Origin of the sequence: Halolamina litorea (genome assembly GCF_026616205.1) — an archaeon.
Classification (GTDB): Archaea; Halobacteriota; Halobacteria; order Halobacteriales; family Haloferacaceae; genus Halolamina; species Halolamina litorea.
In genome coordinates, this window is record NZ_JANHGR010000001.1 from 1,144,224 (window position 1) to 1,156,526 (window position 12,303).

Genomic DNA, 12,303 nt, shown 5'->3' on the forward strand with positions numbered 1-12,303 from the left:
GCCCGGGTCCGGTTACTGTTCGCCCTCCCGCTCGGCGTCGAGGTGGATCCCCCCGTCGTCGTCGACGCGCAGGTCGGCCGCGAGCGCCGGCGGGTTCGGCTCCTCCAGGTCGGCCGCGAGCCCCTTCCGGAGCGCCGTCACCAGCCCCTCCACGTCCTCGGGGTTCAGGTCGACGGTGAGTTCGAGGCCGACGTTCAGCGTCTCCGTGCCGTCATCGCTTCGCCCGGCGTCGTTCTCCGGCAGCGCGTACCGGCCGTTCTCCCGCTCGATCAGTCCGGTCCAGACGTAACACTCGAGCAGCGTCGTCAGTCCCGTCCGGACCCGCCCCTCCGGGTCCTCGTCGATGGTGTCAGCCAGTTCGGCGACGACTGCAGCCGCAGAGAGCGACCGTCCCGCGAGCGCGTCGTGGAGCGTGTCGGAGAGCGGCCAGTCGGCGAGCAGCGTTCCCAGCCGTTCGACGGCCGCGGCCGTGTCCCCCTCGGCGAGCGCACGGCCCAGTTCGATACCGGGGTCCGTGAGTCGGTGTTGCTGGTCCTCGGTCTGCAGCACGCCGAGTGACTCCAAGAAGCGTGTCTGTCGGCTCACGGAGTCGGCGAGGTCGAGGCGGTCCGCAACCGTCGACGTGCCGACGGCGTCGGTGTCGGCGCCGGCCTCGTACCACCCACGGACGACATCCAGCAGCGTCTCCCGACTCACCCCTTTCGGGACGTGGAGCGCAGTCATGCTCCAAGCGGCGTCCGGCAGCGTGTTAAGCGCGCTGGCCTCACGCGTGGCGCAACAGGAGGTAGCCGACGACGGCGAGGCCGACCAGCAGGAAGGCGAGGTAGGCGACGAAGCTCCGGTCGGCGTCCGCGAAGACGGCGTCGGCGACGACGCTCACGACGCCGAACAGCGCCAGCGCAACCCCGACCAGCAGGACCGTCTCGGCCAACGTCACGCCCGGAACCGGGGCGGGACAGCGCTTAGCCGTTGTGGCTCGGGTTCCGCAACCGCTTTTTCCGTCCGGCCCCTCGGTCCCATAATGACTGAGCCCGTTCCCGTCGCGGTTCCCCGGAAAGGGCGGCCGTTGGAGGCGGTGCTGGAGCGGGTCGCCACTGTCGCCGACAGCGAGGACGCCGAGGCGACGGTCGACCAGGTGACCTCCGTTCTCCGCTACGAGAAAGCGATCACGAAGGGCAACCAGACCGCCGAGAAGGGTAGCTACGAACGACTCGCGGAGTACTCCTCGCCCGTGGAGCCGTCGGGCCCCGAGTTCACCCTCATGCGCGACGACCGTGAGGGGAAGCCCCGCCGCATCGTCTTCGACAGCCTCACAATCGACCTCGGCGGCGTCCCCGTCCACCTCGTCGGCCGGGAGGAGCCGTTCCGTGCGCTCCGCACCCACGAGTTCGCGCTGGGTTTCGACGCCGCCGACCTGGTGCTTGAGGAGGTCGTCTCGCTCGGGCCCGAGGGGGTCGGCGACCTCGCGGCCGTGAACGAACGCATCGACCCGGCCGAGTCCGACGTTCGCGTCGTGACCGGTCTCGGGGACACGGTGTACCACACGCTGCTGGCAGAACCGGACACGCTCCCCGCCGGCACCGATCTGAACCGCGAATACCTCGCGGAGTACGAGGGCCCGCTCTGTATCTCGCCGCGGTACGAGCGACTGGTCGAGGCGGTGCTCGGCATGGACGCCGTCGAGAACGTCGAGTTCGCCTACCCCGAGAACGGGCAGGAGGAGGAGGCCGCCATCGCCGAGGCCGGCCTCGGCGTCTACCTCACCGTCACCGGGGGCACCGCTCGGGAGTACGGACTGGTGCTGGGCGAACAGCTATTCCCCAGCGAGACGGTGCTGCTCGAGAACACCGTCGAGGTCGCCGACGAGGAGCGCATCGAGTCGGTCCGCTCGATCATCTCCGGCGGGCTGCAGGAAGAGACCGAACTCTGGGCGTAGTCGACGCCTGATTCTTCGTGGCCGAGTCGTCAGAGCTTACCCGGCCGACACCGAGGCTCGGGCATGGAACTCGAAGCCAGGTTCGGCCGTAGTCAGCCGATCGTCGGGATGGTCCACCTCGACCCGCTACCGGGCGCACCGAAGTTCGACGGCGACCGCGACGCCGTGATCGAGCACGCCCGCGCCGACGCTCGCGCGCTGGAAGCCGGCGGCGTCGACGCGATCATGGTCGAGAACTTCGGTGACGTGCCGTTCTACCCCGACGACGTACCCAAACACGTCGTCGCCTCGATGACGGCGGCGGCGGGCGCCGTCGTCGACGAGGTCGACCTGCCGGTCGGCGTGAACGTCCTCCGAAACGACGCTGCCGCCGATCTGGCGGTGGCACAGGCCGTCGGCGCGGAGTTCATCCGGGTCAACATCCACACCGGCGCCCGGGTGGCCGACCAGGGCATCATCCAAGGCAAGGCCTACGAGACGATGCGCGAGCGCGAGCGCCTCGGGGCCGACGTGGCGGTGTTCGCCGACCACGACGTGAAGCACTCGGCGCCGATCGCCGCCGAGGACTTCACCGCCGAATCGTTCGCCGATAACGTCGAGCGCGGGCTCGCCGACGCGACCGTCGTCTCGGGGATGGGCACCGGTCACGCCGTCGACCGCGAGGAGCTCCAGCAGGCCTCGGACCGGCGCGAGGAGTTCGGGCTGGACGTGCCGCTGTTCGTCGGGAGTGGCGTTACCCCCGACACGGTCGGGGACATCCTCTCGGTCGCCGACGGCGTCATCGTCGGCACCGCGCTGAAGTCCGGACCGGAGTCCGGCGACCCCGTAAGCGAGGAGCGAACCCGGGAGCTCGTCGCCGCCGCCGACGAAGTCCGGGAGAACTGAGCGGCCGAACGGCTGACCGGCGCGCTGCGCCGCGACAGCTCGGGAACGCAGTCGCTCACGAGGCTGGCGAACAGGCGGCATCATCGTCGCCCGAGGCGCGTGCCACACACCCGCTGACGCCCCGGGGCCGTTCTCAGTGCATCGACGACGATGGTCGCGCTCTCCTACTTAAGCAGTCCGTCGAGGGTGTCCCGCAGCCAGTCCATCTCGTCCTCGTTGATGCGGTGGCCCATCCCTTCGTAGAGCCGCTTGCTCACGTCGGCGCCGCGGCGCTCGTAGGCGTCGGCGGACTCGTGGACTCGGCTTTCCGGAATGTGCGGGTCCTCGTCGGAGCAGCCGAACAGGGCCGGCATCCCGTCGAAGTCCTCTTCGGCGGCGTCGGGCCACTCGGTCCCATCGGCGCCGATGAGGCCGCCGCTGAGTGCGGCGAGCCCCCCGTACCGCTGCGGGTTTCGGTAGACGTACTCGCTGGCGAGGCAGGCCCCCTGCGAGAAGCCGGTGACGACGATCCGTTCGTCGGGAATGCCGGCTTCACGGGCCAGTTCGACCGCGTCGTCGACGGCCCGGAGCGCCGAGTCGAGGTGGGGCTGGTTGGCCCCGCGGTCGGCCATGAAGGAGTTCGGGTACCAAGTGTTGTGGTACGCTTCCGGCGCGATGTGTGCCACGCCGGAGCGGCCGAGTTCGTCGGCCATGTCGAGCACGCTCCCCGGTCGGGCGCCGCGGCCGTGGAGCAACACGAGCGCCGCGTCGGCGGCCTCCTTCGGCGCGCCGGCGGTCTTGATCGGCTGACCGGCGTGGGGGCCGTCGCCGCCCACCGTCGGGCCGTCAGTCATCGCTTCCCTCCCTGTGCTGTGTCGTCGATGTCGTCGGTGTCGTGTTCCTCATCGTCGTATCGGACCGGTTCGTCCAGCGGCGGCAGTTGGTCGCGGATCATCGACTCGTCGGCTTCGAGCCACGGCGGCAGTCGGAGCTCGCTCCCCAGTTCCTCGATCGGTTCGTCGCGGTCGATCCCGGGGCCGTCGGTGGCGAGTTCGAACAGCACGCCGCCGGGGTCGCGGACGTACACCGAGTCGAAGTAGTAGCGTTCTCTGGGCTGTGATGGCGAGAGGCCGGCGTCGAGGAGGCGGTCGTGCCACGCGTCGAGTGCCGCGCGGTCGGGCATCCGAACCGCCACGTGATGGCCGGTACCGGCCCCTTCTTTCCCCCATGGCTCCTCGCGGCCGTAGAGGTCGACGACGGTGCCCGGTGTGGGGGCTTCGGCGAGGTCGGTCGTGTCGGCGTCCAGCCCCTCGGTTTCGACGCCGTCGGCGCCGGCGACGTAGCGTACCCGGTCACCTTCCTGCCCGACGAGGCCGAAGCCGAACAGTTCCAGCACGCGGCCGGTGACGTAGGGACTGTTCGAGCGGAGCGTTGTCGAGTGGATCCCGCGGATCGCGTGTTCGTCGGGGACGCTTTCGTTCCAAGGGTCGACCGGGGTTTCGTCGACGCCCAGCACGCCGGCGCCGGCGCTCTCGATCAGCGCGAGGTCGAGGCCGTCGCGGTCGGTGACGGTGAGGGTTCGCTCGCCGAAGCGCTCGCCAGCCTCCGCCTCGACCCCGTGGCTGGCGAGGCGTTCCTGCCAGTACTCTCGGCTCCCCTCGGGGATGGCGAACGCAGTCTCGCTCGGTTGGCCGGCGCCGCGGCGTCCGCCGGGGTCGAGGGGGTACGGGAACGCCGTGAACGTCGTCCCGCGGGTCGCTTCGGCGTCGCCGAAGTAGAGGTGATGGACCGCCGGCTCGTCGTGGTTGACGGTGCGCTTCACGAGTCGGAGTCCCAGCACGTCCCGGTAGAACGTCAGCGTCCCGTAGGGGTCGCCGCTGACGACCGAGAGGTGGTGGAGCCCGGGGGTGTCGGGCGCGTCGCTGGCTGCGGCGTCGCTATCGGCGTCGACGTCACCGGAACTCTCCGAGTTCCGGTTGGCAGACGAGGGTCTTCGACTCTCGTCGACGCCCGAGTCGGGAGCGAGCGTGTCGAGGTCGGGTTCCCGCTCGCTCACAGTCCCCCCGAACCGGAGGCGGCCGTCGTCGGGATCTCGATCTCCTCGATCGGGAGCCCCAGTTCCTCCAGCGCCGCGCGCATGTGCTCGTCCTTGACGTACTCGGCGCCCTCCTCGACGCGGTGGGCCTGCGCCCGGGCCAGCACTTCGCCCCGTCGGTCGTCGGGGATCTCGAACTTGTCCGCTGCGAGTTCGATCGTCAGCCCGTTGTGGTCACGGGTGTAGAGGGAGTGGAACGCGCCGCGATCGAACTCGTTGTAGCCGTAGCCGTGGTCCTCCAGCGCCTCCGCGATCTCGGCCATGCGCTCGCCGTCGATGCTGAACGCGAGGTGGTGGACCTGTCCGAGGCCGGTCCGCTGGGGCCGGCTGTCGGAGTCCCGGTCGTCGTTCACGAAGAACGTGATGATGCGGCCGTCGCCGGCGTCGAAGAAGAGGTGGGTCACCTCCGGCGCGTCGAGGTTCGGCTGGCGCAACACCAGCGGCATCCCGAGGATGTCCCGGTAGTACTCCACGGTGTCCTCCTCGTTGGACCCGATCAGGGTGATGTGGTCGACGCCGGTGACGCCGACGGGGCTGTCGGGCTTCTCGGCGGTGACGGGGATCTCGCTCTCGTCGGCTTGGGTGGGTGCGTCGGTCATGGTTGTCTCGTGTTACCGGCTTCGGCTCCGACGGGTAAAGCCGTTCGCGGACACGGGGGCCACCCGGTGACACGAGGGTAAGTGGCCGGTCGTCAGACGCCCAGCCACTCGTCGTTACCCACGTCGTAGCCGTACTCCCGGGCCAGTTCGGCTCCCTCCCGGCGGACATCGCGTGAACTCGGGAGCGATCCCGTCTCCTCGATGTGGTCGACGATCCAGTCGGTGAGTGCCCTCACGCCGCTGTCCTCGTCGGTGGGATCGAGCGCCCGCATCGCTCGCAGGCTCTTCTCGTAGGCGTCGCGGCGCTTCTCGGGGAGGTCGGCGTCGGACGCGCTGTCGGCGGCCTCGACGATCCGCTTCATCGCCGCCGCCACCCGTGGCCGCCGGACCCGAACGCGGACGACGGCCGGACTCTCGAAGCGCTCGAGGCGGGAGCGTGCGAGCAGCGACTCGATGGCGTAGCGGTCCTCGCCGATACGGACCGACTGCTCGCCGAGCGCCGCGAGTATCTCCTCGCCCGTGGCGGGGAACGAGACGGCGCCGAGTTCGGACGTGAGGGCGTCATCGGACACCTCCTCGATCGCCGGCTCCGACTCCTCCCGGCGCTCCAGCTCCGTTCTGAGCTCGCGCTCGCGCTGGCGTCGCTCGGCGTCGTGGCCCTGCTTGTCCCGGCCTCGCTTGTCGTCTGCCATACACGTCCATAGTGGGTGGACCGGGATAACGCTATGGCTGGATTCCGTTGCTCCGGCCTCAGTTTCCGCGTTCCTCGAGGAACGACTCGACCGCAGCGGGCGTCGGGAGGCCACCACGTGCTCCCGCCGCACCGCAGTTCAGCGCGGCCGCCGCGGCCGCGAATCGCCCGGCCGCCGCGGCGTCGGCGTCGCCGAGGAGCCAGCGTTCGGTCAGCGCCGCGGTGAACGCGTCGCCGGCGCCGGTGGTGTCGATCGGTTCCACGTCGAACGCCGGGATCTCGGCTCGGCGCTCGCCCGCGAACAGCGTCGACCCTTCGGTGCCGAACGTCACGGCCCCTCGCGAACAGCCCCGCTCCCGCAGCGCGTCGGCGGCCTCGGTCGCCGGTCGGTCGAGGTAGGACTCGGCCGCCACTTCCGCGGTGATGAACAGGTCCGCGACCTCGACGGCGCGGTCGATCGTCGCCCGCTCGGTGCCCCGGCCCCGAAGCTCCTCGATGGGGCCGGAGAGGTCGAACACGAGCGCCGGGCCGTCGGGTTCGGCCGCGATCTCGACGACCTCGCTCGAGACGCGGTCGGGGACGTACGCGGTCACGAAGACGGCGTCGGCCGCCCGGATCGCCGCACGGTCGTCGTCGGCGAGGCGGAGCTTCACCGTCGAGTCGCCGACGGTGATGATCATGCGCTGGCCCTCGGGGCCGCGGGGGATGACGCAGTGGGTCGTCGTCCCCGGGCCGCGTTGGATCAGCCCGGTCCCGACCGGGCCGGCGTCGAGGTCGGCGAGTACGCGGTCGCCGATGTCGTCGTCGCCGATACGGCCGAGGAGGGCGGTCTCGGGGCCCAGTTTGGCGATCCCTGTGGCGACGTTGGCGCCGACGCCGCCGAAGCGTTCGGTCGTGTCACGGGCGTACGCGCCGCCGTCGGGCTGGGGGAGGTTCGTCACCTCGTAGAAGCGGTCGACGGTGGCCGCGCCGACGGCGACCACGGTCGGGCAAGCCCCGTCGGTGACCGCCCCGGCGGCCCCGTCCTCGATGTCGTCGGTCATACCCGCGTTGGGTCGTCCCCTGCCATAAGTCCACGGCGCTCGGTCCGACCGCCCGCCGGCGACCGGATGAGCGAAGGTCTAAGTTCGCGTCGGCCCATCACGGTGAGCGTGAACCACGACGCGAACCGACGGGGGATCGACGGCGGACGCCGGCCGGGGGAGCGATGACGGTCTCGCTCGACGACGTGCGCGCGGCCCGCGAGCGCCTCGCGGACGTCGAGCGCATCCGCGAGACGCCGGTCAGACACAGCGCCACCCTCGGCGACCAGGTCGGCGCCGACGTGTGGCTCAAACTCGAACACTTCCAGAAGACGGGGTCGTTCAAACCCCGCGGCGCCTACAACCGAATTTGTCAGATCGCCGAACGCGACGAGGCCGACCGGGTCGTCGCCGCCAGCGCCGGCAACCACGCACAGGGTGTCGCCTTCGCGGCCACGGAGTGTGGCTTGGAGTCGCTGGTGTTCATGCCCGAGACCGCCCCGCAAGCGAAGATCGACGCCACCCGCGGCTACGGCGCGACCGTCGAACTCCGGGGCGAGACGTTCGCCGAGGCGATGGCGGCCGCGAAGACCCGCGCCGACGAGCCGGGGACTGCGTTCGTCCACGCCTACGACGACCCCGACGTCATCGCCGGCCAGGGAACGCTCGGCCTCGAACTGCTCGAACAGGTCCCGGACCTCGACACGGTGATCGTCCCCATCGGCGGCGGCGGACTCATCTCCGGTGTCGCGACCGCGATGCAGGCTGCCGACCACGACGTTCGTGTCGTCGGCGTACAGGCCGAGGCGGCGGCGACTGCCCCCCAGAGTTTGCAGAAGGGCGAACCGGTCGAGAACGAGACGCCCGACACCATCGCCGACGGCATCGCCACGGGCAGCCTCTCGGATCGGACCTTCGAGATCATTCAGGAGCGCGTCGACGAGGTCGTCACCGTCGACGACACCGAGATCGCGAACGCGACGCTCTGGCTGCTCGAACGGACCAAGCAGATGGTGGAGGGCGCGGCCGCGGCCTCGGTCGCGCCGATGCTCTCAGAGGAACTCGACGTGGAGGGGACAGTCGTGCCGCTGCTCTGTGGTGGCAACATCGACATCGCGACGCTACAGGACGTGTTGACTCGCGCGCTGGTCGACCGCCGGCAGTTCGTCACGCTCCGCATCCGGATCGACGACCGACCGGGCGTGCTCGGCGAGTTGGCGACGATGATCGGCAGCCACGACACCAACATCCGGAGCGTCCGCCACGACCGCTCCGAGCAGGGGCTCCCGATCGGCGAGGCCGACATCGTCGCCCGGCTGACGACCCCCAGCGAGACCGCCATCGAGCGCGTCATCGAGGACATCGAGGGCGCTGGCTACACGGTTCGGGAAGTTGTCCCGCGGTAGCGCCGGCGCAGTAGCCGTTCGCGTTTTCTCTGACTCAGTCTCCGTCCTCGGGCGACGCGACGACGACCGTGTAGTCACCCTCGCCACCGGGCCACGGGAACGAGCGAACCGACTCCACGGTCATCCCGGTGTCGGCGACGGCGTCGCGCCAGAACGTCGAGGGCACGGACCGCTCGTCGTCGACCAGCGGGAGTTCGATCAGTCCGACCCGGCCGTCCGGCTCACACACCCGACCCATCTCCGACAGCGCCGCTCGGATCGTCGCCTCGGGGAGGTCGTGCAGCATCATACAGGACGTGACGACCCCGTGGCTGTCGTCGTCGAGGGGCATGTCCGTCGCGTCGCCGGCGACGAGTTCGGGGTCGACGCCGGCCTGTCGGGCGTTGTACCGGGCCAGTTCCGGGCCGTTCCCGAGGATGATCCGGTCGTCGAACCGGTCGAGGCCGGTGACCTCGCAGTCGTCGGGCACCGCCGGCGCGAGGCCGACCAGCGAGCGGCCGGTCCCACAGCCGACGTCGAGCAACGAGTCGGCGTCCGAAAGCGGGAGTTCGCTCGCCAGCACCTCGTAGCGCCGGCGGTCAAGCGACCACGGGCGGGGCTCGAGTAGGTCGGCGAGGCCGGCGGCACCGGCGGCACCGATCCCGGCGGCGCCGACACCCGCCAGCAGCCGCCCGCGGGAGAGCCGCGGGGTGACGGCCGCCATCGCGCCGGCGACGCCGAGCGCCGCCGCTGCCCGCAGCCCTTTCCGCCAGTGGTAGACGCCGAAGTAGTACACGTGTGGGCTCGTTCGATGTGGTGGGTAAAAAACCGCGCGTCAGCGGTTCGAAAGGCTGTTACGCGGTGACGGTACCGTTACTCCTCGTCGGACTCGTCGTCGCTGTCCGAGCGCTTCTTGGCCGCGGCGGCCGCGCCCGCGACGCCGGCCGCGCCGGCGGCGGCGCCGAAGCCGGGCCCCTCCGTTGAGGTCGTCTCCTCGGCGTCGGTGGCCGTCGCCGTGTCGGTCGCGGCGTCGGTCTCCGTGGCGGCCTCGGTCGGCTCCTCGGTCGCCGTCTCGGTTTCGGCGGGCGTCTCGGTCTCCTCGGTCATCTCGGCTTCGACCGAGAACACTTCGAGGACGGTCCCCTCCGAGCTACCGCCGGTCGCGGCGACGTACTGCTTGTTCTCGCTGGGAACGTCCCACGTGATCGGGGCGGTCCGCATCGAGTTCCACTCCCGCTCGTGGAGGATCTCGCCGGTCTCGGCGTTCATCACGCGGAAGGTCCCGGTGCTGGCGCCGCTGAAGACGACGTTCCCGCCCGTCGGCGTGTTGCCGCCGGCGAACTGGAACGGCGCCGCCTCGTAGGACTGCGTCCAGACGACTTCACCCGAATCGGGGTCGATAGCGCTCACGCGGGTGGCGCGCTCGGCGTACTCCGACGGGATGGGGAACGCCTTCGTCCCGCCGACGCTGTGGTCGAGCGAGTCGGGGCGGAACTCCCAGTCGGGGTTGTAGTACGGCGCCCAGAAGTCGTCGTTCGAGTCCACGTAGTACAGTCCGGTCTCCGGGCTGTAGCCGCTCGGGTGCCAGTCGGTGGCGCCCATCGCGGTCGGGGCCTGCTCCTTCGCTTCCTCCTCGCTCGCGGGCGGGAGGGCGAACATGGGAAGCTGTGCACCCTGTTGGCCGTGGGGCTCGGAGCGTCGCAGCAGTCGGCCCGTCTCGGCGTCGACCACGTACGTCCAGCCGGTCTTGTCCTTGGCACCGACGACGCGGCGCGTTTCGCCGTCGATCTCCATGTCGAAGACGTGGCTGAGGTAGGCGTCGTAGTCCCACCAGTCGTGTGCGGTGAACTGGTGTGTCCACTTCTCCTCGCCGGTCTCGATGTCGACGGCGACCAGCGAGTCCGAGTGCTTGTTCGGCCCCGGACGGACCACACCGTTGATCTGCGGGGAGGGGTTCCCCGTCGTGAAGAAGACGGTGCCGGACTGCGGGTCGACCGACGGCGTCGTCCACGGTGCGCCGTCACCGAACCGCCACGTCTCGTCGATCCAGTACTCCGGCGGGATGACGTTGTAGTCCCAGAGCTTCTCGCCGGTCTCGGCGTCGAAGGCCATGAAGGCGCTCCAGTTGCCACCCTCGCCACTCTGGCCCTTCAGGATCACGCCGTCGTAGACCAGCGGCGCGCCACTGTTGGTCAGGCGCTCGGTAGAGGGCTCCATCAGCTCCTTCTGTCGCTCGGAGACGGCGTGGGTCCGCCACAGTTCTTCGCCCGTGTAGCGGTTGAGCGCGATCAGGCGCAGGTCCGAGGCGGTGTAGATGATCTTGTCCTGCCAGACCGTGAGCCCGCGCTGGTTCCGGACGATGTTCGGCTCGTAGACGAGCTCGTGCTTGTGGGTCCAGTACACGTCACCCGTTCGGGCGTTGAGTGCGGTGACGTTCTGGCCCTCGGGTACGTACATGACCGGGTCCTCGCCCTCGCCGCTCGGCACGACGATCGGCGTCTGCTGGGCGCCGCCGAGGGTCAGCGTGAACTCGGAGGTCAGCTCGTCGGCGTTCTCCGGCGTGATACGGGCGGCCGGGGAGTAGCCACGCTGCTTGTAGCCCTTGTTGTACTGCAGCCACGACGTGGGGTCGTCGTCGTCGGCGGCGAGCTGTTCGGCGGTCACGTCCGAGCCGGGTGCCTCGGCCTGGAAGGTGGCGTCGAGGCGCTCGGCGATCGGCTCGGTCTCCTCGATGTCGGGTTTGTCTTGCTTAGCCATGATCAGTTACGGGGGGCGCGCATCTCCTCGGTCACCCAGTACACGTCCTGCGGCAGGAGGTTCTGGGCGATCGCCTGTACCGCGAAGCCGGTCGTCAGCAGCGCGCTCAGCTCCTCGTCGGAGAAGCGGCCGGACTCCTCGGCGAGGGCCGTCGCGCCCTCGCTCATCAGCTGGAGGCCGGCGGCCATCGAGCGGGCGTGCCAGACGGCGTCGCCGTAGATCGAGTCGTCGAGCAGGATCTGCTTCTGCCAGAGGTGCTCGTCGAGGTCGTTCAGCCACGCCAGCGCGCCGTAGGAGGCGGCCTTCGTCATCGGCGGGATCTTCTCGCCGTACTGGAGCTGCTCGCGGGGCACGTCCTCGCTGGCGACCCAGTGGTACGTGTTGAGGCGCTCGGCGTTGGCGATGACCTCCGTCAGGAGGTCGACGCCGTCGCCGCCGGTCAGACCCATCGAGGAGAGCGGCTCGGCCATCCCCTCGGCGCCGACGAACGTCGAGACGGCCGACTCGAGGTAGCTCGGCGTGAACTGCGGCAGGTGTGTGTCGGTGCTCTCGAAGAAGCCGGTCGCTTCGAGGTGGTCGTAGACTGGCTGGGCCGCGGCGGCGACGGCCTCGAACTCCGCGCGCTGTTCGGCGGCCGGGAGTCCCGCCTCGGCGGCGACGGTCAGCGAGCTCACGGCGCTCGCGAGTTCGGCCTGCCCGTCGGCCAGGGTGGCGGCGTCGAGCGAGCCCGAGAGGTCGGCCCGCACGTCGTTGCCGATCTGCGCGAGCTGTGCGCTTTCGCCGGCAGTGACGGCGTTACGAACGTCCTCGATGGACGCGGAGCCGACGGCGACGGCCCCGCCGACGCCCAGCGCCTTGAGGAACGTCCGCCGGTCCTCGTCGGAGATCTGCCGTCCGGTGTTCTCAGTCACCATTTTGGATCACAACGACGACCCGTCCGAGATGAACATACAA

The 12,303-nt window shown here is 70.1% G+C and carries 13 protein-coding genes; 3 read left to right on the plus strand and 10 right to left on the minus strand.

Annotation, left to right across the window (positions count from 1 at the left end; genetic code table 11):
- Positions 1-12: 12 nt before the first annotated feature.
- Together NO998_RS06035 and NO998_RS06040 are read right to left on the minus strand one after the other, a co-directional pair.
- On the minus strand, positions 13-723 hold the full coding sequence (locus NO998_RS06035) for a hypothetical protein (protein WP_267646188.1): 711 nt from the start codon (positions 721-723) through the stop codon (positions 13-15).
- A 40-nt stretch (positions 724-763) separates the two neighbouring features.
- Positions 764-937 carry a hypothetical protein gene (locus tag NO998_RS06040; protein ID WP_267646189.1) on the minus strand — a complete coding sequence of 58 codons (174 nt, stop codon included), beginning with the start codon at positions 935-937 and terminating at the stop codon, positions 764-766.
- An 84-nt stretch (positions 938-1,021) separates the two neighbouring features.
- Between NO998_RS06040 and NO998_RS06045 the strand changes: the two genes are divergently transcribed.
- Together NO998_RS06045 and NO998_RS06050 are read left to right on the plus strand one after the other, a co-directional pair.
- A complete protein-coding gene (locus tag NO998_RS06045; RefSeq protein WP_267646190.1) occupies positions 1,022-1,936 on the plus strand; it encodes a phosphoribosyltransferase HisG-related protein in 915 nt (304 codons plus the stop codon).
- Between the two features lie 63 nt (positions 1,937-1,999).
- Complete coding sequence (locus tag NO998_RS06050; protein WP_267646191.1) at positions 2,000-2,821, plus strand: BtpA/SgcQ family protein; 822 nt, start codon at positions 2,000-2,002, stop codon at positions 2,819-2,821.
- Positions 2,822-2,985: 164 nt separating this feature from the next.
- Here the strand turns inward: NO998_RS06050 and NO998_RS06055 are convergent, their stop codons facing one another.
- The 5 genes from NO998_RS06055 to NO998_RS06075 all read right to left on the minus strand — a co-directional run bounded on the left by NO998_RS06055 (position 2,986) and on the right by NO998_RS06075 (position 7,228).
- Complete coding sequence (locus NO998_RS06055) at positions 2,986-3,654, minus strand: alpha/beta hydrolase (RefSeq protein ID WP_267646192.1); 669 nt, start codon at positions 3,652-3,654, stop codon at positions 2,986-2,988.
- Positions 3,651-4,856, minus strand: coding sequence for a VOC family protein (locus NO998_RS06060; protein ID WP_267646194.1), 1,206 nt, complete (start codon positions 4,854-4,856; stop codon positions 3,651-3,653). Before NO998_RS06060 ends, NO998_RS06055 begins: the two co-directional genes overlap by 4 nt.
- Entirely contained in the window at positions 4,853-5,494 is a 642-nt protein-coding gene (locus NO998_RS06065) for a VOC family protein (protein ID WP_267646195.1), read from the minus strand. The genes NO998_RS06060 and NO998_RS06065 overlap by 4 nt, the downstream gene beginning before the upstream one ends.
- Positions 5,495-5,586: 92 nt before the next feature.
- Positions 5,587-6,186, minus strand: a complete 600-nt coding sequence (locus tag NO998_RS06070; RefSeq protein WP_267646196.1) for a DUF5789 family protein — start codon at positions 6,184-6,186, stop codon at positions 5,587-5,589.
- A gap of 58 nt (positions 6,187-6,244) precedes the next feature.
- The gene (locus tag NO998_RS06075) at positions 6,245-7,228 is read right to left on the minus strand and encodes a carbohydrate kinase family protein (RefSeq protein ID WP_267646197.1); all 984 of its coding nucleotides are present in this window, start codon (positions 7,226-7,228) and stop codon (positions 6,245-6,247) included.
- 164 nt (positions 7,229-7,392) lie between these two features.
- Between NO998_RS06075 and ilvA the strand changes: the two genes are divergently transcribed.
- On the plus strand, positions 7,393-8,613 hold the full coding sequence (ilvA, locus tag NO998_RS06080; protein ID WP_267646198.1) for a threonine ammonia-lyase: 1,221 nt from the start codon (positions 7,393-7,395) through the stop codon (positions 8,611-8,613).
- A 34-nt stretch (positions 8,614-8,647) separates the two neighbouring features.
- On the opposite strand, the gene NO998_RS06085 is transcribed toward ilvA, so the two are convergent.
- From NO998_RS06085 to NO998_RS06095, 3 genes are all read right to left on the minus strand, one after another.
- Positions 8,648-9,388, minus strand: a complete 741-nt coding sequence (locus NO998_RS06085) for a class I SAM-dependent methyltransferase (RefSeq protein ID WP_267646199.1) — start codon at positions 9,386-9,388, stop codon at positions 8,648-8,650.
- Between the two features lie 77 nt (positions 9,389-9,465).
- The gene (locus NO998_RS06090; protein WP_267646200.1) at positions 9,466-11,349 is read right to left on the minus strand and encodes an outer membrane protein assembly factor BamB family protein; all 1,884 of its coding nucleotides are present in this window, start codon (positions 11,347-11,349) and stop codon (positions 9,466-9,468) included.
- Between the two features lie 2 nt (positions 11,350-11,351).
- Positions 11,352-12,263, minus strand: coding sequence for a twin-arginine translocation signal domain-containing protein (locus NO998_RS06095; protein WP_267646201.1), 912 nt, complete (start codon positions 12,261-12,263; stop codon positions 11,352-11,354).
- Positions 12,264-12,303 lie beyond the last annotated feature (40 nt).